The sequence below is a fragment of the Pararhizobium sp. A13 genome (assembly GCF_040126305.1).
Lineage (GTDB): Bacteria > Pseudomonadota > Alphaproteobacteria > Rhizobiales > Rhizobiaceae > Pararhizobium.
On the sequence record NZ_CP149511.1, the window covers coordinates 1,065,790 to 1,091,957 of the forward strand.

Consider the following 26,168-nt stretch of genomic DNA (forward strand, 5'->3'; position numbering starts at 1 on the left):
CATACTTTCGCTTCGTCACCCCCTTACTTTCGGTTATATTGAAGAACGCCCTCCGATCCGTCAGTTTCAAGGCAAGTTGCTGAATTGGCTTCTCTACCAGGAAAGTTACCGTGAGCGGCCTGTCAGTTGTCGGATTTGCGTCCCTATATCTCGTGTTGCTGTTTGCCATCGCGTGGCTGGGTGATCGGGTAAGCAGAAACAAACCCTTCCTGCCCCACGGTACAATGCGAGCCGCGGTTGCCTACGCGTTGACGCTGGCCATCTACAACACCTCCTGGAGCTTCTATGGATCGGTGGGACGGGCATCTCGGACGGGCATCGATTTCTTGCCGATCTACCTGGCGCCAACCCTTCTGCTGATCTTCGGTCAACCGGTGATCCGGCGCATTGTCTCGCTCAGTCAGACGCAGAACGTCACCTCCATCGCAGATTTCATTGCCGCGCGTTACGGCAAGAGCCAGGCGGTCGCTGCATTCGTCACCCTCGCGGCCCTCTTCGTCATGCTGCCCTATATCGCCTTGCAGCTAAAAGCCGTCGCCGCAAGCTTTGACGTTCTGACCGAGGCGAGCGCAAGCACCGGGATCAATACGCCCTTCTGGCAGGACACCGCCTTCTGGGTAGCGGCATCCATGGCCCTTTTCAGTATCGTGTTCGGCGTCAGGCACATCCATGCTCGTGAACATCACCGTGGACTGATGCTGGCAATTGCCTTTGAAAGCCTGGTGAAAATCGCTACTTTCGTGATCGTTGCCGTCTTCATCGTCTATGGCGTCGCGGGCGGACCCGGCACACTTTTGTCTCAGGCCGCGACGGACGCGCGTCTGTCACACGTGATGCAGGTGGACTTTACCCATCCCACCTGGATCACCAATACCGTCATATCGCTGTTTGCGTTTCTATGCCTGCCGCACACCTTTCATGTCGCCTTCGTCGAGATCGATAACGCGAGGGATGCTCGACCGTCCGCGTGGATGTATCCGCTCTACCTCCTGATTCTCAGCATTTTCATGCTGCCGCTCGCCATTGCCGGCCTTTCCCTTCTCGGTCCGGACGTCAATCCGGATACCTATATGATCCGGCTGCCGCTTGCCGCCGGATCAGACATCATGGCGTTCGTGGCATTTATCGGCGGTGTCTCCGCAGCAACCGGCATGATCATCGTTGCTGCCGTCTCGCTGAGCACGATGCTCTGCAACGACGTCGTCATGCCGGTCGTCTTGCGCAACAGCGGTTTCAATGCACTGGACAATGTGGGAACGCTGCTGTTGCGCACCCGGCGGGTCGCCGTCGTCGTCATCCTGCTTCTTGCCTTTCTCAGCCACCGTCTTGTCGACCAGCGCTTCCCGCTGACAATCATGGGCCTTCTGTCCTTCGTTGGCGTGGCCCAGTTCGGACCGGCCTTCCTCGGCGGTCTTTTCTGGCCGCGCGCCAACAAGACCGGGGCCCTCGCGGGCATGACCGGTGGGCTCGCCATCTGGATTTATACGCTGGTCCTGCCATCGTTAGGTCCGATCCTTGAGATGCCGGGCCATTTTCTTGCCGACGGACCATGGACAATCGGCTGGCTGCGTCCGCAGGCCCTGTTCGGGCTTGAATGGGATCCCATTTCCCATGCGACGCTCTGGTCGCTACTGGTGAACGTCACCCTCTTTGTCTCCATCTCCCTGTTGGCGCGTCCGACGACGGCCGAGCAAACCCAGGCGCGCGCCTTCACCGATCCCGTGCCGGATGCGCACGCCTCAGTGACGCGACGCCGCACGATTACGACACTGGAAGACCTGCGCGAACTGGCCATTCGATTTGCAGGAAACATTCAAGGAGCGGAAGCCTTCGATACCTATGTGTCGGCACGCCGCAACGGCCGCCCGCCGATCCTCGACAACAGCGGTCTCGCCGATCTCGACGCCGTCCGCTTTGTAGAAAATCTCATTGCGGGCGCTATCGGGGGAGCTTCCGCCCGCGTCATCATGGCCGCTTCGCTGCAGAGCGCTTCCCTGTCGCGCGGAGCTGCCATGGCCATGCTGGACGAGGCATCGGAAGCACTGCAATTCAACCGCAAACTGCTGGAAGCAACTCTGGAATCGGTACGGCAGGGAATTTGCGTCATGGACGAGGATCTCACGATCGCGGCGTGGAACAGCCGCTTTGTAGAACTGCTTGCCCTGCCGGACCATCTGATGCGCATCGGCTTGCCCTTGGCGGATCTCATCGCCTTCAATACGGAGCGAGGCGAATATCGGACCCAGGACTTCCCGGCTCTTCTCGTCAACCGGGATATAGCGGGACAGACATGGCCCTATATCTATGAACGGCATCGGCCGGATGGGACGGTCCTTGAAATCACTTTCGACCGAATGCCGGGCGGCGGTTTCGTCGCGACTTTTCTGGATGTGACCGAGCGGCACCGCGCGGCCGAAGCTCTGCGCGAGGCCAACGAGACGCTCGAACTGCGCGTTCGCGAGCGCACCGAGGCGCTGGAACTGGCCAAGGCGGAAGCCGAGCAGGCGAATGCCTCCAAGACGCGCTTCCTCGCCGCCGCCAGCCACGATCTGCTTCAGCCACTGAGCGCCGCGCGCCTCTTTGTGTCCGCGCTTCAGGAGCGTTTGAACCGTGGGATCGACGATCCAGCAGCCCGGGCAGATGCCGATCGCTACACGGCGGGCGCCGCAGGCTCCCTCAGTTCAACCGAGCAGTTGCTCGACGGGCTTCTGGATATTTCCGCGCTCGATTCCGGCGCCATGAAGCCGGATATCGGCACTTTCGACATGGATGACCTTCTGCAGCAACTGGCGACCGAATTCATGCCTGTGGCACAGCGCAAGGGACTTCGGCTTTCGGTCGCCAAGCGCAGGATTTTTGTCCGCTCGGATTCGCGTCTCGTACGGCGAGTCCTGCAAAATTTCCTTTCCAACGCCATCCGCTATACCCGGACCGGCCGCATTGTGATCGGCGGACGCAGGAGAGGCAACGTGCTGCGCGTCGAGGTGTGGGACACGGGAATAGGCGTGCCTTCCGACAAGCAAAGGGAGATATTCGGGGAGTTTCAGCGTCTCGATACAGGTCAGGACCATGCCGACAGGGGGCTGGGTCTCGGGCTCGCCATTGTCGAACGTGTGTCGCGACTGCTCGGTCTGGCGATCGGGCTAAGATCGCAGCCCGGTAAAGGAAGTTGCTTCTATGTCGAAATTCCGGTCGACCCAAATGCCGATCCGGCTGTCCGACCCGCGCAACGCAGGGAGGAGCGCCAGACTAACCGAAGCCTGCGCATTCTGTGCGTCGACAACGAAGCGAATGTGCTCGATGGTTTGCAGGCCAGTTTCAGCGAATGGGGCCATGCGGTTTTCCGTGCAACCGGTCCGCAGGAGGCTCTGGCGCATGCCTCTCCACCGCCTGATCTGTTCATTCTCGACCTTCACTTGGATGGCGGCGCCAACGGCCTCGATCTCCTTGAAAGCCTGCGTAAAGTCTTTCACGCGGATACGCCGGCGCTCCTTGTCACCGCAGCGCGCGACGAGGCGATCGCAGCCCGCGCGAAAAGCATGGGCTGTGAGATCCTGTACAAGCCGATCAAACCGGCGGCTCTGCGCCGCTTTGTGACGTCCGTGGCACTCAAGTCGGCCCCACTTTCGGAAACACAGGACAGGGGACCTTCCCAATGATACCCGTCAGCACGATTCTCATTGGTGACGATCATCCGCTCGTGCAGGCCGCCTTGGAAGGCGCCCTCACCCAGGTCATCCCTGGACTGAAAGTGCTCTGCGCCGGGACCTTGGACGAGGTTGCCGAAGTCATCCGGACGGCGGAAGAACCTCTTGATCTGGTGCTGCTCGATCTCAACATGCCTGGCAGCATCGGCTTCACCGGCTTGTTTCTGCTTCAGGCCGAATTTCCGACTGTGCCGGTCGCTATCCTCTCGGCCGAGCAGGACCCCGTGACGGTGCAGCGCGCCCTCGCCTACGGCGCCTCGGGCTACATCCCGAAATCGATCGATCTGAGGCAAATGGCCAAAGCCATCGTGCTCATCCTTAATGGTGAGATCTGGTCACCCTTTCCACTCGATCCCACGGCGATGCCGGACGATGACGACGACACGCCCCGGCGGTTCGCCTCGCTGACACCACAGCAGTTGCGCATTCTCGCGCGGCTGGTGGAGGGAAAGCTCAACAAACAGATCGCCGCGGAACTGCAAGTTGCCGAACAGACGATCAAGGTCCATGTCTCGACGATCCTGCGCAAGCTCGGCGTGACGACGCGTACGCAGGCCGCTATCCTTGCGGAAAGATTGACGCGACGAGACCACATTCAACGCAGCTCGGGACGATGAGCCCGCAGCTATCTGACAGCTGCCTCGATTGAGGCCGCTCCACGGCTCTACAATCTCAAGAGCCAGGCCTCTACCTTCCCCTTGCCCTTGACTTCGATAGCGCCGCGCGGCTCGAAGGCGAACTGGCCCTTAAGCTGGTCGTAGACCTGGCGCGTCACCTGAATAGAGTCGGGGATTCCTCCCGATTCCATCCGGCTCGCGAGGTTCACCGTGTCGCCCCATAAGTCGTAGATGTACTTACTCTTCCCAATAACGCCGGCTACGACAGGGCCGGTGTTGACGCCGACCCTGAGCTTCATCGAAACGTTGTGTTCCATGGCGTGCTCGCGGGCAATGTGAACCATGCGGATGGCCATGCGCACCATGCGCTCGGCGTGGTTGGCCACCGGCACGGGCATGCCGCAGACCGCCATGTAGGCGTCGCCCACCGTCTTGATCTTCTCGATGCCGAGATCGTGGGCGGCGGCGTCGAAGCGCGTGAAGAGCCCGTTGAGCAACGTCACCACATCGTGCGGCGGCATCTCGGACGTCAACTCGGTGAAGCCGACCAGGTCAGCGAAGGCCACAGTGACCTCCGCGAAGCCGTCGGCGATACCCTCTTCGCCACCGCGCAGCCGATTGGCGATCGGCGCCGGGAGGACGTTCAGCAGCAACTGCTCGTTCTCGCGATTCTTGTTCTCGATCACGACATTCTTTTGGCGCAGATCCTCAACCATGCCATTGAAGGCTGTGCAAAGCTGACCAATCTCGTCACGCGTGCGGACCGGCACGCTCGCCCCGTAGTCGCCGTCAGCGAAGCGTCTCACTCCGGCAGTGAGTTCGCGCAGTGGTCCAAGCAGCGCGTTCGAAAGCCAAGCGGCGGTGGCTGCCACCACGAGCAGCGCCAATCCCCCGACGACCAGCAGATCCTGGCGCAGCTGGTCGATCGGCGCGAAGGCCTCAGCGCTGTCAATCTTGGCGACCAGGGCCCACTTGAGGCCGGGAACGGCGAGCGGTCCCCACGACGCTAGCGTCGGGACGCCACGGTAGCCGACAATCTCGCCCGTGCCCTCGACACCGGCGAGCGCTGCCCGGGTGGCCTTGGTGTCGATGTGCTGATGCTGCACTGGCGTCCCGTAACGCTGAATGGCGGCGATCTCCTCGTCCGAGGCGCCGACGGTCTTGAGTTGGGCGAAGTAGTCCTCACGATTCTCATAGAACGCCCGCGGGCCAGAGCGGACCAGGTAATCGGGCCCGACGAGATAGGCCTCACCCGTGTCGCCAAACCCTTCCTGTCGCCAGCGGCGACCGCCGGTGACGACCTTGTCGATCTCCTCATTCGACAATTGCGCGATGAGCACGCCGATGACGACGCCCTGGTCAATCACCGGTGTTCCCATGAAGGCAATTGGTGCCCCGCCCGATGGCGCATAAGAGGCGAAGTCCTCCAGGCAAACAGCGGACCGGTCGGGGGTTAGGGCGCAGCGGGCGACGGCGGCGGCGACGTTGGACTGACGGTAGGGACCGACTTGGAGGGACGTGGTGAAATCCACCTCCTTCTCCACCGTGTAGATCAGGCGACCTGATTTGGCGTCGGCTACCATGAAGTCGAAGAAGCCGACCGTTGCGGCTGCGGCGCGCATCAGGGGATGATATACGGCGTGCAGCCTGCTGTAGTCGCTTCCGTCGCCGGCGTCGTCGAGAAGCTTGCGCCGCTCCGCCGGATGCGGATTGGCGACGATGTAGTGATATTGGAGATCGTAGGGAGCGGCGCCGACTGGCAGGTAGTCGGCCAGAGCCGGCTCCTTGCCTAGAACACGCGTAATTCCGGGGATGAAGTTCTCAGTGTACCAGTTGCCGACCTTCTGGCGCAATTCGGGTGACGTGCCAGCCCGCTCGAGCTGGTTGACTGCGATCCGGAACTCGCGCGTTGCATCGACCACCATCTTGGAGGTGGCAAGGAGGCGTAACTCGGCATTGATGGTGCGGAAGTAGTCTTCGACCTGGCGCGTCTTGGTCTGGCGGGCGGCTGTGAGCTGGTCGAAGACTGCCTTTTCGAGGGCGTCGCGAGCGCGGACGTAACCGAGCGCCCCGGTGACCAGGACCGTGATCGCGCCCAGCAGGACGAGGGTCGTAAACAGTTTTGCGGCCAAGCCCCAACGCGCGGGGCGAACTGAGCCGGTCACGTTTGGAGAAGACATGAATCAACTCTAACTGATAACGCGAACTCCCGGACTTCGATATGCACGGTTGCCTCCTAGCCATTTGCTGCAAGATTGGGCTGCCAACGGGATAGATGTTACTGGATTCGCGGCCTGATGGGCAGCGGACTCAAGCCGGTGTAGAGGGCCACTGTGGGCCATATTTCAGTCGGTTACCAACGTCTGCTTGATAGAGGAACAATCCGGACGATCCACGATAGTCGCACGCCCAGATCTGATCCCCCAGGCAATCCTCGCAGACGGGATGAAGCACCATTTCCACGTCTGGTCTCGCCTTGAATCAGGCGGCACCCTGTGCTGGACGCGGGCGGCCGCGGCTGGGCAGCGCGGGCGCGCTCAACGTTTTCGGGATCAATCTCATGCGCCTGCCTGCCGCCGTGCAACTGGTCGAACCAGCGCCGATGGCGTTCGGCCGAAGACGAGTTCGATTATGCGGAATTGAGGGTGGATAGCGATCGGCGCTATGGCAAGTGAGGGCGCTTGTCCACAACCACCCTACTCACCCTCTGCTTCGATCACTTTGGATCACGCTCAAGCACATTGAAACATCATGTTTTTTCTGTCTTGCGTACTGGGTGCGGGCGGGCGATGCTCAGCAGGCCGCGGAACCGCAAGGCGGCCTGAAGGTCAACCAAGCTACAGGCCAGACACGTTTTATCACGGGAAAACAGTTGGATGTTTCACTTTTTGTAAACTGACTTGAGAAGAGGCGCAACATCAGACGGCGGCGGCAAGCCGATGCAGGCGCCCTTATCCTATCAGCAAAGAGTGCCTACAATTCGCGGGTGTTCCTATCTGAACACCCGCTCTGGCAGTCGAGTAAAGGCCGGCCGGAGAAATTTCTGCGAAAAATCAGATCGGGAGAAATTACGGTTCTCGTAGGCGCGGAGACCGCGATGCCGCCTGGTTCGGCACCGCGCGAAGGGGGCGGCGTAGGGCACGCTTTCCTGATTCATGGCATGTCGCCTTCATTCGCACATCGTCGAACAATGTGACATCGCCATCGCTGCAACTGTCTTACGGCTGAGATAGATGTCCCCACGTCTAGAGGATCCTCCCTTCCTTAACAAACTCGCGCTGGATCGCGGCCTCGAGCCCCTTCAAGTCCATCCGCAGCGACTGTTTGGCGAGCACGTCGATGGCGCAGAAGTGGGTGACGTTGAGGATGCCGGCGCCGGAGAGTTCGTGGCGCGCGGCGATGTGCCGCCAATCGATGTCATCGGCAATGGCGATCTGCGAGGGAAAGGTCTTCAGCCAGATCTCGTAACGCTCTTCGGGGCGCGGCATCGGGAACTGAATGATGGTCTGCAGCCGGCGCACGAAGGCATCGTCGATATTGGCGCGCTGGTTGGAAGCCAGGATGACCACCCCATTATAGGCCTCGATCCGCTGCAACAGGAACGCCACTTCCTGGTTCGCATACTTGTCGTGTGCGTCGCGGATATCGGTGCGTTTACCGAACAGCGCGTCGGCCTCGTCGAAGAACAGGATCCAGTTCTTGTTCTCCGCCTTGTCGAACAGGCGGGAGAGGTTCTTCTCGGTCTCGCCGATGTATTTCGACACGACACGCGACAGATCGATGCGGAACACGTCCTTGCCGGTGTGCTTTCCGAGCAGCATCGCCGTCATCGTCTTGCCGGTGCCCGGCGGCCCGTAGAACAGCGCCCGATAGCCGGGCTTGATCTTCTTGCCCATCCCCCAGTCGTTGAGCAGCGTATCGTTGTGCTTGATCCAGCTCTCGATCTCGCGGATCTGCGACAGCGTGCCCTGATGGAGGACGAGATCCTCCCAGTCCATCTTGGTCTCGATGTACTCGGCCGGGAAATCGACGCCGAAGGACGGCCGCGTGACCTGGCCGATGGTGATCTCTTCGACGATTTCGGGATCGACAATGAGTCGGCCGCTCATCACGGGTTCGCCTTCGCGCACCGACTCGAGTCGCATAATGCCTGCCCATCCGAACCAATGGTCCGCACTAAGCATTCGCTGGATGATGATGCGACGCTCCATATCCTGGCCACCGAGCACGAACTGCGCAGTCTCGCCTGTCGGAATTATGCCGCGAAGCTGCGCACCCCTCACGCCGCCGAACTCCGGAAACTCCCCGCCCTCCGGCAAATGCTGCTTGACCAAGGTCTCGATTGCCCAAGGCTCCACATGCGGTAGCATCGCCAACATCAGTACGGCGAGTTCTTCCAGCTTGGGCTGATGGCGCCGGATGAGCCGCGCAAGCCAGCTCTGATCATCGGCGCAGGTTAGGGGTTCGATCTCGATAGGCCCCAAGCCGCCCAGATAGGCTCTTAGGCTGTTCGCGATCACCCCCTTCACCCAATCAGTGGCAAGTACCAGGTTGAGCACGGACGGGTCGATGTTTCCGGCGAGGTCACCCGCTACCTCGGGGTCGCTGCGCCTTTCGCTCGAAAGATCTTCGCGCGTGCCTTTCGCCGGGCTGTACTGACCGCTGTAGTCGGTTTGCATCTCGCTGCCCCTCATTCTGTCTGAATCGAGTCGTTGGTGGTCATCCCCGAAACCTTAAGGTTGCCGAACGACCACTCCCGCTTGATCCGAGCCACGTGATCATCAAGCGCCTGTGCCCCGACGAGACCGGGGTGGTGGGGGTCGAGCAATCGTCCGAGCGAGCTATTGGTCGAGGCGTTGCCAATGAAGAGATTGTTTGCGTAGGAGAAGAAGCCTTGGTAGCGCTGCCTGGCAGCCGCCTCGACCCCCTTGGTGGTGCGCTTCTCGACCTGGACGCGCGCCGCAGGAATGGACGCACGCTCCAGGAGAAGGAGAGATGCCTCGGGGACTCTCTTGCCCGTCAGCGTCTCCTTGTAGTGGTCGATCATATCCTGCGACGATACGACATGCCGCCGAGCCAGTTCAGCGCCCGGCTTGAAGGTACCGTTGGGGTTGAGAGCCTTGGGGGGAACAGCCTTACCCTCGACCCTTAGTCCCGCCGCGTGCTCACGGTGGTGCGCCGCAAGCCTGGCTTTGTCCGTGCGAGAGAAGCTGCCACGCGAGAGCGAGAGTTCGCCGACGACGTCGCTCTGTCCGTCGATGCCCCACGCGTCAAAGGCGCTGCTGATGTTCGTGCCTATGGATGCCATCGCTGCATCCATCTTGGCCATGTTGTCATCGGCCGTCTTCCGCGCTGCGCCGGACAACGGTGCTGCGCCGGACTCCGCTTGGCCTTCTTTGGGAAGCCGCCGCTTGACCTCGTCAATTGTTGCCTCAAGCGATACGCTGTTCTTGATGAACGAGGCCTTCTTCGGCTCCTCAATCTGCTTCTCCTTGGATTTGCGATCCAGGAAACTTGATGGCTTTTCCGGCGCGGAGCGGATCACGAAGCGTGCGCCAGGCCCCTCGCCGTCAAATTCTAGCGTGTGCTGTTCGTTGCCGACGGTGATCGACCTCTTCTTCTTCCACCATTGAAAGAGATGCTGGACACCCGCCTTGACCTTGCCGAGGAAGGCACCGGCCTTGCCGACGATCCAGCCGATCACGGCGTCCAGTGCCTTGTCGACGGTGGTGCGGATCTTCTGCACCACCCCCATGATCTTGTCGGTGACCTTGCCGAGGCCGAGGAAGCCGGCAAGGAAGCTGATGGCGAGGGACAGCAGGCCGGCGAGCACGCTTTCGACGCGGTTGGCAGCGGCTGTGATGTTGCCGGCTGCGATGGTGACGATCGAGTCGATGAAGGCGGTCACCACCTGGATGATCTTGGAGATCTTCTGCACGAAGACCATCACGGTGTCGTAGATCGAGATGATCGCCGAGATGAAGCCGGCGCCCGGAATGAACATCGCCAGGATCTTCGGGATGGCCTTCTTGACGATCGAGTCGACAACGAAGGAGATGATGCCGCTGGTCACCTGGTCCTTGAGATCGGTGAGCTTGCCCTTGATCAGCTCCCATGCCGCCCCGACGCCGCCGACGACCAGCGCCTTGACCACGTCGAAGGCGAGCTCCAGCCCCTGCATGATCTTTTCGCCGTTGGGGCCGAGTGCCTTGACGATCTTGCCGCGGATCTGCGCCCAGGTGATGCCGAGGACGCTGAGGGCAAACCTGCCGAGTTCGGGCAAGCTCAATGCCTTGGGGATATAGACGCCTTCGAGCGAGCCGGTGAGCCAGTCGATGAGGCCGGCCTTGAGGTGGGTCCCGATGCGGTCGGCGAAGTTGGTGAAGCCGAGTTTTCCGGCGCGCACCAGGTTGCCGAGGAAGGGCATGGGATTTTTGAGGATGCCCTTGAGTGCGGCACCGGTCCTCCTGACGTAGCCCATGAGACCGGGGCTAACGACGTCGAAGATGATCTCGAGCAGGTTCCAGATCGTCGTCAGGCCCCAGGTAACGAACTCGACGGCTATGGTGAGGAAAGCCTTGACGACCTTGCCGAAGGCACCGGCGATGGTGATGATGTCGACAAAGGTCAGGGACGTGAGGATCGCGACGATCCTGCCGGGAACAGTGCGGACCATGCCCATCAGGCCTGACAGTGCGCTCTGGAACCAAGCCCAGGCGCGCGCGATGGCGTTGCCCTTCTTGATGTTTTCCCAGATTTCCTCCTGGCCGATCAGCTTCATGAAGCCGCCGAGCAGGTTTTCGGCCGTGCGTGCCACCGGCTCGCCGGTGACCGGATCCTCGCCGAGGATGGCGCATAGCAGGTCATAGCCACGAGTGCCCTGGGCCAGCGCAGCGAGGGGTTTGAGGATCGCGTCCTTGACGAGCTTCAGCAGTTCGGTCGCCGTTGAGGTGGCGAAGCTGATCAGCCGGCCGATCGGCTCGGTGAAGATGCGTTTGGCGCGTTCCCACACGCCGCCGAGATCTAAGATGTCGGTCCAGCTGAGGGAATCCATGAAGCTGCGCAGGGCCGCGATTATGCCGGCACCGATATTGCCCAGCGTGGCGAGCTGCCGTTCGATCCAGGACGCGGCCTTGTTGATGACGCCGTGGTTGTCGAGCGCCTGGGTGATGAAGGCGCCACCCGGCATCAGCTCGATGAGCGCTCGCAACAGGTTCGCGGCATTGCGGTCGGCCGAGCGCATGTTGACCGGGTTGAAGCCGATGACCAGCGTCAACAGCCGGAAGCCGGGAATGGCGTAGGCCCACTCGGCGAACTTGTCCAAGGCGTCCTGGACGCCAAGGCGCTGCACGGCAGGGGTTGCTGCGGCCGTGCTGACCTGCGGGCTGCGCTGAACCGCGTGGCCCTGCTGGATGGTGTGGGTGAGTTCGTGGGCGAGGAGATGCTGCCCCTCGCTCGCCCCCGGCTGGTACTGGTCGCGCGAAAAGAAGATGTGGTTCTGGTAGGTGAAGGCGCGGGCACTGAGCTGATTGTTGAGGCCTGCCGATTCAGCGTCGCGATGGATGCGCACATTGGAGAAATCGGCGCCAAATCGAGGCTCCATATGGCCGCGCACGTCGGACGAAAGCGGCTCGCCGCCGGTGGTCTTGTTCTGGATGGCAGATTGCACGTTGCCGGCCACGACAGGGGTCGCGCCGCCGCTGCTGGCGCCGGCCGCCGCGTCGCGCTGTAGCTTTTTCTCCTCCGCCGGCGCCTTCTGGAGCTTGTCATCGGGCATCCCTGCGCGCTGGAGCTTGTCGTCCTGCCGGCGTTGAAGTTTTTCCGTGGGCACAGGCATGCGCATGACGCGGTCTGCCGTCCGGTCGGCTTCCTGCTCGAACTTATCGCCGCGTGTTGACGGTCATCTTCATCTGCACTGCGGGGACGGAACTATGCCGGCCAAAGAAGCCGCCGCTGTCCTTGCGGGCAATGAAGGGCTGGCGCGCTGCCTGGCTTACCGAGGCAGAGGTGGTCGAGGATTTCTCGGCACTGGTCTTGATCGCGCTAGGGGACACCGTTCATCGCCCTTTCAACTCATCCATTCCACCAAGAGAGACCTGCTCATCCACGGCAGCCGAACCACACTGAGGCTCCAGGGCAACTGGCCGAGGAGGACGTCAAAGTCCAGCGCGTCGACCTGCAGCAGAGTGTCGTCGCCGCGGCGCGAGAGCTTGCCGGGGCGCACCAGAAAGGTGCCGCGCAGAGCATCAACAGAGGCGTCGCCAAGTGCGGCCCAATGGCCGATGACCGCCTCAAGCAAAGCGCCACACTCGTCTTCCTCCGCAGCCGTCAGTTCGACGGGAGCATCGGTCGGCTCTTCGAGCGGCAAGTTGCAGAGGAGCTTTGGCAGGACCAGCGCATATTCGGGGGGCCGTCGTTCGCCGGCGGCGAGGAAATGCAGCAGGCAGAGCGCCCGACCCGGCTGAACGAGGGCGCCGTCCACCGCAATGCCCAGTGCCTCGAACAGGCGCGGCAGGAACGGGTGCAGCAGTATCAGCCCAGCGCATTCGACAAAGATGCCTTCCTCGAGTTCGAGCGATGCGCCTGGCTCTTCGGTCGGGTCGCGCATCGGGCGCGGTGCTGTGGCTCGCGCCGGCGTTTCATAGGATCGCGTCCGCAGCCCCACGGCGGCGCGCAGGCTGCGGACGACCGGTGCTGGGAGCTGCAGCGGCCCGGTTTCCGTCAATGCGCCGTGCACCCATTCGGTGACGGCCTCAGTGGCAGCCGGTCCCCTGCCCGCTGCCGCCTCGAGAGCGACGACCTGCCACAGCTGTTCGCAGAAGTGTCGAACCATGTCGGACGGAACCGAAAGCCGCTGCATCTCGGCGAGGAGATTGCGGACAAGGGCGACCGCCTCGGGTGCAGCCGTCCGCAACAGGGCATCGAGGAAGGACGGTGAGAACTGCCGCACCAAACGGGTTCGCATGGCGGACGAGGTGATCGCCGCCAGCACGGCGCGGCCAGTCCCTGCCATGGGTGCGATACCGTTCCAGGACGCCGTCATCGCCTCCTCGAGTGACTGTCCATTGGGCAAACGAAACCACCATGGCAGCGTGCCGGTCGCGAGGAAGTGGAGGAACGCCCGGTTGAGGAACTGGGCACCCGTCCGACGCTCGATCCCACCGGCAGCGTCCGCGCCGTCAGCGACAGAGCATGACCGGCCGCGGTTTGCGGCGTCGCTGCGCTGCAGGCCGCCGCCGCGCCCTGCAGTCCGGTCGTCGATCTCGCGTCTCAGCGCCTCGGCCACTGCGCCAACGAAATCGCGCTCGAAGGTCTCGACGGAGAACGATCCAGCGTCGATGACGAGGCTGTCGATCGACCAATATTCGTCGGATGGGGCGATGCGGTCGAGCGTCTCCTCGAGCGCCGGCCCGAGCCAATCGCGACACAGACCGGCGACCCGGCGCTGCAGCGCAAAGCCATCGGCTTCGCTGCCCGGCATGTTCACCTCGACGATCTGGCGCCGGATGACATGGTGCTGAAGGCTCTGCGGAGGTTCGGTCGTCATCCGCGCACGTCCACGAAGATCGTTTCCGAGACATCGCAGCCGTCGGGGGCGTACGCGGTGACGGTCACGCGCTTCTGGCCGTCATGGATGAAATTCGTATCGAACGTGTCCAGGTGGCCGAGTGCCGGATCGGCGTCCTGAACCTCCCAGAGAAAGATCAGTTGCTGAGGCGGGTCGGCAGTGACGCTAGCATGGAGGAAGCGCCCGTCCTGCTCGGGGGTTATTTCCAGCCGGATTTCCGGTTGAGCGCAGATCGGCGTGGGGCCTGAGACCGGTGGGCACTTGTTCCACGTCTGTCCCTCGAACGGCGGTATCCGGATGATTTCTTGCTCGTCGACAATGATCTGAGTGCCGCCATCGGGGGTGTAGATGAACTTCTTCTTTTCCTCGATGGTATTGTCGCCATTGGGGTGTCGGTACTGAGTGAAGACATCGATCTCGATCTTGAACGGCAAGCAATCGAAGTGGTCGATCCAGAGCCTGCCGAGCCGACCTGGTTGAGCGGGGTCGAAAGACGTTTCAAGCAACTGGATCCCGTTGGGCTGCGATAGCTCGGGCTTGGTTGCGATCAGTTCGTTGATCTGCTTGAGCCACTTCCTGACCGTCCCGGGGAACCTGCCCGTTGTGAGTTGGGCCATAGAGGTGACCTGAAGGATGGGCTGGATTTCATTTCCCAGTTCCATGACGTCGCCCTCCTCCGTCGAGACCTGGAATGACAGGGCAGTTACCTCGAACCGCAGGTATTTCGTTATGGTACCGGGGTCGGGCATCCAGAAGCGGTGGCCGCGGCGGATGAAGACGCCACGGCACGGAAGATTGCAGGGCGGTTGGCACTCGTGGACGACTTGCGCTCTGCTGCTGCAGCCTCTGCTATCCACCACGACAACGTTGGCCGGCTTGCCGCTGGAAGTCGGATCGGTGGTGAAGGCCCCACCCGGGGATGAAATGCCATTGACCACGTAGGGTCGGGTCCCACCGCTGATGTCGAACGTCGCGGTATAGGTGCCGTCGTCTTTGCAGTGGAATTCCAGTTCCGTGATGCTGATCTGGGTGGCAATGGTGACCGGTTGTGCGGCGGTTTCGATCCCGGCGCTGTCGCGGACCTTCAAACTATGCTGCCCGACCGCTAGAGAGAGCGGACTGACCAGTGCCAGGAACGCCCCACTGTCGACCTTGATCTGATACGGCGCTGTGCCGCCCTGCACCGCAATGGTCACCGGGGCCCGGTCATTCTGGCCGGTGCAAGCAACCGCTGCCGTGAAAGTCGGCGGCGGCACCACGACGCACTCGTGGGTGAGCTCGATCCTGGCTGAGCAGCCATGGCCGTCGGTAACCTCTATCTGGACTGTCGAACCGCTCGGTGCCGGCTTGCTGGTAAAGGTGGCGCCGGTAACGAGCTCGCTGCCGACCCGGTACGGAGGAGTGCCACCACGAATGACGACTTCCGCGGTGAAATTGCCGCCGGAGCATTTGTAGTCGGGTTCTCCGAGAACAAGCCTCTCGGCGACGGTGATTTCCTGCTCGGCGGCTTCGGCGCCGTCGGCGTCTCGAACCCTAAGCTTGTGCCGGCCGGGCGGCAGCGACAGCGGATTGGCCAGCGCGCGGTACTGCCGGTCGTTGACGGCGAGCTCGTATGGAGCCACGCCGCCCCTGACTTCGACAGACACGTCGGCGACAGCTTCACCCTCGCCGTCGGCAACGGTGCAGCCCATGCCGACGGTGAAGACCGGCTGCTCCTTGGGCAGCACGTGGTTGACCGCGAGGCCACCACCCGAGACGCGGTAGGGCAGGTAGAAATCGGCGATCACCACTCCCTCGGGCAAGGCGCTGACGGTCTTGGCGATGACCTGCGTAGACCCATCATCGACGCCGGGGCGCGGGCGATAGCCGCCCAACGGGATCTTGCCGGTCAGCGAGCCGATCAGCAGTTCGACGTCGGCGTTTCCCACCAGCGCCTGGTTGCTGCCGATGCGGGTGATGGCCTCGAGCAGTTCATCGCTCGGCGGGGTGGCGACGCCGGGGACGCGCCCGCGCCCGACGACTTCGATGTCGGTCGGGTCCAGGCGTTCGTGGGTGGCGTCCCTGGTGGCCTCGGCGAGGATCGTGGCGGCCCTGATCCGGGTGCCGGCGGGCGTGATGTCGCGCCCGGCATCGCCGTGATAGACGACGATGAAGGTGCCGCCGACCGGCACACCTGCCTTGTGCTGGATACCCGGATGCTGGGCCAGGAAATTGGCGAGGACCTGACGCTTGCGCAGTTCGGCGATGCGACGCAGATACTCGTCACGGACCGAATTGATCGCCTCCAACTTGTCGCCGAACAGGATGGTGTCGCACAGGTCGATGAAGTGCTCTGCGAAGGCATATTCCCCCAGCTCCGGCACGGGTATATCGCCCACCACCATTCTGAAGTAGCGAAGGAATGCCAGCAGGTCTTGGTATCTGTTGAGAAACGTCGGCTGGCTCAGTGCGGCGAGACGGTCCGGAACCACGTCGGCGAGCGAACTGATGTAGTAGACGATTGCCGTCTGGAAGTGATATCTTGCCGGAATGTCATTACGGTTGACATGACGGAACAGCTCGAAGAGGGCTTGCGTAACGGAGAGCTCGTTGAGCCCGTTCTGATCGAGGTCGAGGTAGACTCGCGTTCGGAAATATACGATGTGCTTCTCGAAGCCGGCGCCGAGCGTTCCTCTGGTGTATTGGAAGGTGGGCCGATACTGCTTGAGGAGCGGCAGCGTCGGAATGCCGGAAATCGTTGCCTCGGAATTCGTGGGAAATTCATAGAGTTGCATCGCTGCTTCGGCGAGCGAGGACAGCAGGTCCTCGCGGAGCGCATCGTAGAGCGCTTCCAGATCCTGGAAGATGGCATCGTTGCTGCCGAGGTCGACCGGCTGGCTTTCGTCATAGGCGCCGGTGTGGAGAGCAATGATGTCGATGGGCAGCCGGTAGTTCGACTTGAGCGCTATCAGCGTGCTCATCACCGGCAGGTAGGGCTTACCCAGATGCCCTTCGATGCGCAGGAAATTGTAGGGCTCGAGATCGTAGCGCAACGGATCGACGACAAAATTTGGCGCCACCGGGCTGTACTCGTCGGACCTGTAGGCAAGGTTCTGGTTGGCCCGGTTGCGGCGGGTCTTTTCGCCGTTCCACAGGCGGTAGAGCGGCGGCGTACCGGTCTCGGCGTAGTAGTAGGGGATGGCCCTGGTGGCGAGCGGCCGGTCGCCCAGCGTGCTCGGCGTGATCCTGATCTGCGGATCCACACTGCCCTGTGCATCGACGTTCGGCAGGACCGGGGCGCTGGTGAAGCACTCCGTCATTTCGACCAGCCGCGCGAAGAGCTGCAGTAGTTCCTCGGTCTCGGCGGTGCAGCGGCCGACAACGGGGGAAGCGAGGAAGCGTTGGCGATAGTGGCCGGGCTGGCTCGCGGGGTCGGGATTGACGAGCCCGAGCATCAGGTGACGCGGAAACAACCCCTCGGGCGGGCAGCAGGCGCAGATCAGCTCGGCGCCCTTCCAGCGGAACTCGTCATAGGCGCGGACGAGATCGTCGAACAGATCGACATAGTATTGCAGGAAATGCACCTGCGCCGGGTCGGTGAGCCCGACATCGAGGAAATCGAACCTCGCAGCGAAACCGGCGAACGGATCGGTCGGATGGGCCGGTTTGAGCACCTGTTTGAATGCTGCATAGGCGGCGCTCAGCGCCTCGCCCATGGCAGTCGCGAGGCCGGGCGAACGGAAGATCCGCAGAAAGGCTGCGTACAGGTCGTCCGAGGTGACGGGGTTCGAGTTGAGCACGTCGAAACGGCGCAGCCGGATGTCGGGCAGATTCAACCGATCGGAAAGTGCCTTGTCGATGTCGGTTGAGGTCAGGCCTTCGCCGAAGCCCTCAGCTGCAGCTATGATCGCATCGAGGTTCTTGCTCTCGATCAACAGCCGCCGGACCGTGGTGGTGATTTCCGAGCCCCTGTCGTCGCAACTGTTCGGGCTGCAGTTTCTGAGGCCTTCCTTCTTCAGCTCGAGGAACAGCACGACCGCCTTGTCGGCCAAGAAATTCGACGGGCTGTCGAGCTGGGTGGTGCTGGGCTCGCCGGAGGGAAACAACTCCCAGAGCGGATATCCGGCGAACTGTGGATACTTGAGGTCGGTCGGCGTGGTATAAGTGCGGTAGGACACCAGTGAGACGTCGTCAGGTTCAACGATCAGGTAGCCCTCGGAGGTGACGCCGCAACCCCTCGACAGCAGGATGGCGGGACCGGCCGTTGTGTCGAGTTTGATCTCCAGCCCGCAGACGATACCGATGCCGATCAGGTGCGACCGCGTCCACCGCGTCTGCTGATCCAGGTAGTCGAAGACATCGTTGAGATGTCGGCTGCTCAGCACCTGGTTGGCTTCGAAGACCGGAAAGTGATCAATCAGGACGTCCATGGCGATCCTCGCGGTAGGTTCAGAGCGTCTTCCGACGCGTGTAGTTGCCCAAGGCGGTGTTATCGAGACGAACCGGGTTGTCGTCGCCACCGTCGTCGCAGTCGTGCAGCGTGGCGCCGGGATAGATGTTGCGCAGGCGGCCGAGGAGCGTGACGACGGCCCAGAGCCAGTAGGACACTTCGCGGTAGGCGCTGTAGCGACTGCCAAGCAGTTCCTCGATGGCCTCGGCCGTGCCACTTCTGAAGGTCATGCCCGTCGGGAGATCGAGGCTGGGTGGCGTAAAGGTGCCGAGCGTGTCGAAGGTAGTGCCCGAGGCAATGCTGAATTTCATCCACTCATGGAATGCCGTCCCGTAGGCGGTCACGATGGTCCGGGCCTCCTTGCAGGTCGTCGTCGAGGTAGGCTGGGGACTGGTGAAACCGACCGCGAGCATGGCCTCGACGCGCTCAACCAGACCCTCGCCGGTCCAGTCGATCTTTGCATTGGCCTCCAGCCAGTGGGACCAGGCCCACTCGAAGCGCTCGAACTGCCAGCCGTTGAGAGCAATCTCAACAAAGTGCACAGTCATCAGCTTCCTTACCTTCTCCCACAACGGGGCGAGGATGATGGGCGAGGCGATGGCATCGGATGCGGGTCCTGTCTGGAACAGCGCGTCAATCAGCAGGTTGAGCGCCGCGGCATCGAGGAACACGAACTTCTTGTCGTCGTGCCAGTCGACGAAGATCGTGCTGAAGGCGTGGTAGATCGCAGTGGCGGCAGCGCAGGCCTCGTCGCGGCTGGGCGACGTACCACCCGCTGTCTGCCCCTCGGAAACCAGGAGGTCCGCGAGGTCGATGACGATCTCGTCGCAGGGGTCCTCGACGAAGCCGTCATTGCCCACCCAGCAGATCTTCGGCAGAAGGTGTGACGGCGTCTCCTGCTGGATGGTGCGGTCGGCGAAACGGCGCAGGTCGAGACTACTTGTGTACTGCTGGGTCCAGCCGGGCATGACAACGGTCAGCCGGAAGGAATACGAATCCTCGTTGCAGCAAGTCGGGCAACCGTCGTCACAGCAGGCAGGATAGAGCGCATCGCCGATGAACTTGGGGCGTAGCAGTAGGTGCTCCACCACAATCAGCCGCTGGTTCGCACTCCATGCCAGCAACTCGTCGCGAATTTCCTCGGCTGCGGCAGGCGTATCGAACTCGTTCGGATGCCGGCCAAGTTCGACCGAGGCGGCATCGTGCAGCGCCAGGGTTATGGGAGCTGGCGGCGCAGAGATGACGTAGGCCTGGGGGCGGATCATAAGCTCGATGAGCGCGCGGTAGGCGGCCTGCTTGGCAGCGGTCTCATCGACTGCGGCGACGGTGACCTGCCCCTTGAACCACAGCCGCTTGTTGCGGTCGACGAGCTCGAAATCGACCGGATAGCCGGCTGCCGAGAGGGCACCGACGGTCAGTTCGAAGGTTAGCCCGGGGAAGCCCAGCAGCAGGCTGATGCGTTCCTTGAGACCGGGGTAGTTCTCCGGCGACAGCGGCGCCTCGGTATAGTCGAAGGCACGGGCGCGATCGCGGCTGATCGCCGGATAACGGGTCAGGAAGCCTATCTTGTCATCGATCAGCCGAGCCTGCGCCACCGGCTTGCCGGACGCGTTGGTGAGCAGCAGGGCGTACTCGCTGAACTGCTCGCCGAAGCGGGCAAGCAGATGATCGAGGAAGCGGTTTCGCCGCTCATGAAACTCGGGAAGGGTCTCCAGCAGCGGCTGGATGGCGTCCGCCGAAGGTGGCGTCATGCCGGCAATCTCACTGCCGGGCGAACCGAAGTCCTTGACGAAATAGGTATGCTCGACGCCGGGATCGAGCGAGAACAGATCGGCACCGTGTGCCAGCTGCGCCACCGAATTGCCCAGCAGTTGCTCAAAGACCATAAGATAGGACTTGAGATCGTTTGCCTGCGCGACGCGCGCCGGTGGCGCCCCGGACGGCAGACCGGCGGGACTGACGCCATACGCCGCAGGCAGGCTGTACTGCATCGGCGTATAGTCTTCGGCGGCACGCAGCGTCCCCTTCGGAATCAAGAGGTCCTTGGCCGCGCTCGGATTCTTCGGACGCTCGGCGTCGCCACGCAGCTGGATCAGCGTGTCCATCGCTTCATCCAGCCGGGGCTGGAAGGGCAGACCATTCTTGTAGAACAGGAAGCGTGACTGGTTGTGGTAAAGGCGTGGCTGGTGGCGGCTCGCGACGAACAACAGCCAGGCCGCGCTGAGCTTGTTTGGATCGAACACCGGCTGGCCCTTGACCCAGGTGGGATCGGCCACGCCTTTGACGGCATTGCCCTCGGAATCGTACCTGGTCAGTCGTAGCTGGTTGACCGCGACCAACCCGGGAATCTCCATCAGCCGGTTGATGATGTCGGAGCCGCGCAGCGTGGTCTTGAGTGCAGCAGCGTCAAGGTCGGCAGCATCGATAAAGCCGTTGTCGAGCGCCGGACCGTTGAAAATATCCTCGACCGCAACGCCGGCGTCGCGCTGCTCCTGCAGGGTGCGGAAGCGGATCGGTGGGCCGAAGTATTGCTCGATCTCGAACCAGATTTCGGCCTGGACGCGCTCGATGTCTGCATCGGGCTCAACCTCGATATCGGCGCACACCGCGACCTCTTCGATGCCGACGGCGGAAATGCTGCAATAGTCTTCGTCGAGATTGCGGTGCGACTGGAGGACCTTGCGGGCGTCCGCCACCGCATCGCCTACCGCCCTCGCCTTCTTGCGATAGCGCGCAATGAAACCCTGGTCCGTGTTGTCGCCGAACAGGGTCTTCCAGCCGGCGAGTTTTGCAGCGGACCTGACCGTCGTGTCGGCGAAGACCCGCAGCGCCGCGTGGTCAATGACGATCGAGGTCGCAAGCGCCGGATTGGCCGGATCGGGGCTCGGGATATCGATCTGGAAGCTGAGGAAGAAGATACCGCGCCAATGCTCGCGGATATAGGCGCTGCGCTGTTCGTCGTTCTTGGTGGCGTCAGTGAGCAGATTGTAGGTCTTGGTGGCGCTCAGCCAGGTCAGGGTCACCGTAAAGCTCTTATCGCCGTTGACGAAGCGCCGCCATGGTTCGCCGCCGAGCAGCGACATGTCGGGGAAGCGCAGTTCCATGGCGACCGGGTGTGGGCGCTGATCTGCCTCGCGATGCACGGTGTTGGAGACGATCATCCGATCGTTCAGGTCACCGAGTTCAGGATCGTCCTCGAGTTCGAGGAGCGTCTCGTAGAGCCCTCGTGCCCAGGCTTCCCGCGGCGCCGGGGTAACATCGGCGGGCGCACTGAAGGAGAGCTTAAGCTCGTCGTTCTCGCACCAGGCGAAGTAGCTCGCCTCGCAGGCGCAAGCCTTGCAGGTCAGCCAGGCATTACGGATTTTGGGCCGATCGATCAGCAGGCGGCGGAAATCGTCCGGAGTGGTCGGATTAACGGTGAGGATATCGCGGGCAGTGAAGAACGGCTGGTTGGGATAGGGATCCGCCGGGCTGGCGGTGTCGCTGCGCGTGAGGAGGTCTGCGATATCCCAGTCGATCCGGTAGCCGATATCGGTGATAGCGTAGCACAACGACTCAAGGATGGTGATGCCGGGATCGTGAATGTTGTAGTCGGTCCAGTGGGCGCTGCCGGCACGGGCGATATAGCCGACGCCCTCGCGGCGCAACGCATGGAAGTCTTGCGCCGGAGCGAATGCGGGTTCCTTGGTTAATGTCGGTGACTGCGCGTTCATGTCTCGCACCCGCAATCTTCGAGGAGCTGCCCGTCGCGGTCGGCACTGATGATGGAGATGTCGTGCTTGCTCGCCGGCGCCGAGACGAGGATCGAGATGGCCCTCGCCCCCTCGACCTCGTTCAGATCGACAGTGCCAGGATGCCCGCCGATGTCGTGGAACAGCTGGAAGTCGGAGACGTAGTCGACATAGGGCTGCTCTTCGACAAAATCGATCAGCACCGATTTATAGACCTTGCCGCCGAAGGTCGGCGCTCCGCCACCGGCAAAGGCCCAGGGCGAGAGGAAGCGCGTGATCGCCTGCCGCAGCTGTTGCCGGTAGTAGGTTTCGTCATAGCCATCGTGCAACCTGAGGTCGAAGCGGACGCGAACTTCCTCGAACTCCGGATTCCTGACATGCAACCGCGCAAAGCAGCTGGTGCGCTTGTTGAGGAAGACCTCGATCTCCTGCAGCACGCCGAGGCTGGTGTAGGGCTTCAGCGGATCGCGCTGCTGCTGGGCCTGGAGGTTTGGAACCGTGACGATGGTGACGTGGCCGGGCGCCAGCTCACGATAGATGCCGGTGCCGGCTTCGTTGGGCTCGTACTGGGTGTGGTTGAGGCACCTGGCCTTGAAGACCTGCGGGAATGCCTGGAGGATCAGGTGCTCGTAATCCCACAGGGCGATGGGGCGGTCCTTGTGGCGCAGGCGTTCGCTGATCCGGCTGTAGAATGCCTGCGGCAGTTCGGCACCGCGACCGCCGAACGAGGGGTATGGCTGGCGGATACCCTTGATCCGGGTGTCGGGCTTTTCGAGCTTGGTAACGGTGCCCTGCGGCAGCGGCGTCGCCGCGAAATCCGGAGCATTGGCGCGATCGGCAAAGACCGCCTCGAGCGCCTGTGCGGCAACGAGATGCAGCATGCAGACGGCGTCGGCGCGTTCGTGCACGGCAGCGCGGATCCAGTGCAAGCCGGACGGCATGAGGGTGTTTACGCTAGTGGCGTCCCGCGGCATGGCAAGCGTGACAATGCCGGAATCCAGCAGCTCATCGGTGCGATCGCTGACGGCGGCGTCGCTCAGTCCCACCCACTGGTTGTTGCGCAGATAAGACCAGTCAATGTGCGGTGCAGGTTTTGGCGCGAGCGGGTTGGCTGTGCCGTCGGCAACCTGGAACAGCAGCGACAGATTCTGCGGCGGCACGAGGCCGGAAATACCGATGTAGAACTCGGCCTGGCTAGGCAGCAGCGTATTGCTGCGATCAAAGGAAAATTGCGGCAGCAGATGCGGTACCACCCCGCCGCTCAGTTGCGGGTGCTGCTCGGCGGTGCCGAAGGGCGCGAGGTGAAAGAACCGGCCGATCCGCTCCTCGAAGGTACCCTTGGTCGAGTTGAGGGCCAGGCTGGTACTGGCCGTGTAGTCCATCGAGATGGCACCGACGATAGGACCGACAGGCGGGTTGCCAGGCGACACGCCTCCATTCGGATTCTTCAGGTACGCGATGAGCGCGGCCTGGTACTCGGCCATGCCGAAGCCTTGGTTCAGCGCGATGCGGACGAAGCCATGACGGGACTGGGTGCTGTAGTGCTCGTTGGGGGTGAAATCTGGCGCGTCGAGCACAGGCTTGCCGAGGTCTTCGCCAAGCGTGAAGGTGACGGACTTATCCGTTTCCTTCACCTCGGCGGCGGTGGACGGGGCAATCCACAGTGCCTCGCTCAGGTAGGTGGCAAGCACCGGAGGCAGGCCGTCCCTCAAGAACTCGTTCGTGATGGCCACCGGATTGAGGTGGACCGCCACCAGCTTGGGATCGAGGCCCTTTTCGTACGCCTCCCTAGAAAACACCTTCGGAGGCATCAACCAGTCGATATGAATCGATGCCGCCTCGAGACTCTTCTGGAATATCTCCTTGGAGCCGACGACGAAGCCGTTGCCTGCCACTGGCTGGGCGCCGAAGGGCTGGAAGGGCTTTGAGGGATCGACCGGCCCGAAATCGTTGGAGATTGCCAGCGACTTGAGGCTGGTGACAACGACCTTCAGCTGCACATCGCCGACCACCACATCGCGGAGTGTGCCGTAGGCAAAGGCGCGCTCGTCGTCCTGCCGGAGCTTGACCAGCAGCATCGGCAAGTTGGTTGCGAAAGTATAGCCGGGTAGCGTGGGGGCGCCGTGAATGGCCGGGGAAAATGGCACGACCGCAGGATCGGCGCCAGTAAGCGTGAGTTCCAGCTTAAGCCGGTCGGCAGCAACGGCAACGAAACGGGAGGCAGGTTTTTCCAGCCAGCCCTTCTCTGTGGTGAGGAAGCAGCGGATGTCGCCGGTCAAATCGAGGCCTGCGCCGCCAGTGAAGCTGCCGACCGCGAAGCTCAGATCGAGCTTGCGCGTTCCCTCCGCCATAAGAAGGTGATGCGAGGCGACGGCGAAGCCGATGTCGGCCTTCGGCATCCGAATCTGCGCGAGTGCACCATCGGCGTAGGTCTTGTTGAAGAACGGGTGCCAGGACTGATCTGCCGAGGTCAGCGGTGCGCCAAGGCCATCGTCGGAGTTGGCGACCGGCGAGGCAAAGATACGGCCCTCGGCCGCGTTGCTCGAGCCGACCGGCTCGCCGCGGTGGAGATAGACGGTGCGCAGTTCTTCGACCTCGGCCTGATTGGCAACAAGGTTGCCTAGATTGGCGAAGAACGCGTCCTTGCCAGCCGAATCCTTGCCGGCGCGGAAGTTTTCGCCGGGCAGGAATTCGCGACTCGGCACGTGCCTCGCGAGTTCGGCGAGGAGATGCACATGGCTGGGCTCGGCCGGCTTTTCCTTGAGTGCGAGGATGGTGCGGTAGTAGAAATCGAGATGGCGCTGCGTCAGCGTGTTGGCCGCTGTCCGGGCGTGTTCGAGGAGCTGCAGGAATGCCAGGTAGAGGGCGTAGTGCGGCTCGTGCTGGTCCCAATCGGTCAACGAGTGCTCCAGCGCCTGGCTGGCGTCGGCAGTGACGCGTGCCAGGACCTTGAGGAACTCGTCGAAGACCGAGCAGAACAGGTTGTGCGTGACACAATGATTGATGCGCACGAACACGGTGCCGGAGGCATCGCCATAGACCGAAGCATCCGCCGGGGGATCAATGTCGCCCCAGTCCGCCGACAGGCCGGAAGCGAGAACCTCGGCAAACTTGACTGCCGACCGGCGCAGGATCGTCACATCCGGCGGCGCCACCACATTGACGAGGTTCTCGTTCAGGCCGGCCTTGTAGTAGGCGACCAGCCGGCTGAACGCCGGGGCAAGTTGCATACGGATGAGGTTTTGCAAGGTCGAGCGGAGGGGAATCTCGACCGGCAGGCGATCCTTGAGGTCATCAAGCGTCTGCGTCAGGGTGCCGATGGCCGAGTAGAGATAGCCCAGATGATTTCGCAGAGCGGCCTGTCGACCCTTGTTGTCCATGTTGTCGAGATAGGCGAACCAGGAGCGGATGCTGGACTTGTAGGCCTCGACATCCTCGACGGCGGCGACCGCGAGCGGCGCCGACAGGTCGTTGCTGAAGAACGCGCTCCAGTAACCCGGCGGGTCAAGAAGGTTGGCATAGCCCTGCGCAAAGACGATGTCATGCGACACCGATCGCCCGCTGAGCGGTGCGAAGGCGGGATCGAGCGCGCTTGACTGGCGCCCCTCCTGGCTGGTGCCCTCGCGCACGAGCTTCAGTGGATCAATGTTGTGTGCGCAATCGTTCGACATCAGTCGCTGTCCGGAATGAGGTTGACGATTGTCGTGAGGTTGATGTCGGTGCCCTCGTTCTTGTAGAAGGGGTAGACGAAGTTGAAGCGCGAGTTGGTCGACTTGATCCGATAGACCAGCTCGATGCGAACGACCCCTTCGAGCTCGAGGCTGTCGTCGAGTTGCACCCTTTCGAGCTTCACGCGGGACTCGTAGTAGAGGATCGCCGACTCCACCTTGTCGGCCATCAGGGTCTTCATCCGGGCATCGAGCGTTTCGAACAGAAGCTCGCTCAGGTTGCATCCATAGAGCGGCTGCAGGACGCGTTCGCCAGGCGTGGTGCTGAGCAGTATTTCGAGGCTCGAGGCGACGTCGGCATCCTCTTCAAGCATCGCAACACCTGCGGCAACCCGCGTGAAGTCCGGAGGAAACGACCAGCCTCGGCCAAGGAAATCGCGGTTCATCG

At 62.3% G+C, this 26,168-nt stretch carries 11 protein-coding genes and 1 pseudogene; 3 read left to right on the forward strand and 9 right to left on the reverse strand.

Annotated elements, in window-relative coordinates; genetic code table 11:
* Window positions 1–110: 110 nt before the first annotated feature.
* Window positions 111–3,659: a PAS domain-containing hybrid sensor histidine kinase/response regulator gene (locus WI754_RS26710; protein ID WP_341487007.1), complete on the forward strand. Its 3,549-nt coding sequence runs from the start codon at window positions 111–113 to the stop codon at window positions 3,657–3,659.
* A complete protein-coding gene (locus WI754_RS26715) occupies window positions 3,656–4,324 on the forward strand; it encodes a response regulator transcription factor (protein ID WP_341487008.1) in 669 nt (222 codons plus the stop codon). The genes WI754_RS26710 and WI754_RS26715 overlap by 4 nt, the downstream gene beginning before the upstream one ends.
* 47 nt (window positions 4,325–4,371) lie before the next feature.
* Here WI754_RS26715 and WI754_RS26720 read toward each other — a convergent pair whose 3' ends face one another.
* Window positions 4,372–6,504 (reverse strand): adenylate/guanylate cyclase domain-containing protein, encoded by a 2,133-nt coding sequence (locus tag WI754_RS26720; RefSeq protein ID WP_341487009.1) that lies wholly within the window; start codon window positions 6,502–6,504, stop codon window positions 4,372–4,374.
* A gap of 308 nt (window positions 6,505–6,812) precedes the next feature.
* Here WI754_RS26720 and WI754_RS26725 point away from each other — a divergent pair.
* A pseudogene (locus tag WI754_RS26725) lies at window positions 6,813–6,957 on the forward strand (transcriptional regulator); the annotation flags it as partial.
* A 612-nt stretch (window positions 6,958–7,569) separates the two neighbouring features.
* On the opposite strand, the gene WI754_RS26730 reads toward WI754_RS26725, so the two are convergent.
* From WI754_RS26730 to WI754_RS26765, 8 genes are read right to left on the reverse strand one after another with little or no spacing between them, the layout of a single operon-like run.
* Window positions 7,570–9,003, reverse strand: coding sequence for an ATP-binding protein (locus WI754_RS26730; RefSeq protein ID WP_341487010.1), 1,434 nt, complete (start codon window positions 9,001–9,003; stop codon window positions 7,570–7,572).
* Window positions 9,004–9,014: 11 nt separating this feature from the next.
* Complete coding sequence (locus tag WI754_RS26735) at window positions 9,015–12,167, reverse strand: DUF4157 domain-containing protein (protein ID WP_341487011.1); 3,153 nt, start codon at window positions 12,165–12,167, stop codon at window positions 9,015–9,017.
* Window positions 12,168–12,204: 37 nt separating this feature from the next.
* Window positions 12,205–12,378: a hypothetical protein gene (locus tag WI754_RS26740; RefSeq protein WP_341487012.1), complete on the reverse strand. Its 174-nt coding sequence runs from the start codon at window positions 12,376–12,378 to the stop codon at window positions 12,205–12,207.
* A 14-nt stretch (window positions 12,379–12,392) separates the two neighbouring features.
* Complete coding sequence (locus WI754_RS26745) at window positions 12,393–13,871, reverse strand: contractile injection system tape measure protein (protein WP_341487013.1); 1,479 nt, start codon at window positions 13,869–13,871, stop codon at window positions 12,393–12,395.
* Entirely contained in the window at window positions 13,868–18,301 is a 4,434-nt protein-coding gene (locus WI754_RS26750) for a SprB repeat-containing protein (protein WP_341487014.1), read from the reverse strand. The genes WI754_RS26745 and WI754_RS26750 overlap by 4 nt, the downstream gene beginning before the upstream one ends.
* A gap of 19 nt (window positions 18,302–18,320) precedes the next feature.
* Window positions 18,321–22,034: a hypothetical protein gene (locus WI754_RS26755; protein ID WP_341487015.1), complete on the reverse strand. Its 3,714-nt coding sequence runs from the start codon at window positions 22,032–22,034 to the stop codon at window positions 18,321–18,323.
* The gene (locus WI754_RS26760; protein ID WP_341487016.1) at window positions 22,031–25,723 is read right to left on the reverse strand and encodes a hypothetical protein; all 3,693 of its coding nucleotides are present in this window, start codon (window positions 25,721–25,723) and stop codon (window positions 22,031–22,033) included. Before WI754_RS26760 ends, WI754_RS26755 begins: the two co-directional genes overlap by 4 nt.
* Complete coding sequence (locus WI754_RS26765) at window positions 25,723–26,166, reverse strand: GPW/gp25 family protein (RefSeq protein ID WP_341487017.1); 444 nt, start codon at window positions 26,164–26,166, stop codon at window positions 25,723–25,725. Before WI754_RS26765 ends, WI754_RS26760 begins: the two co-directional genes overlap by 1 nt.
* Window positions 26,167–26,168 lie beyond the last annotated feature (2 nt).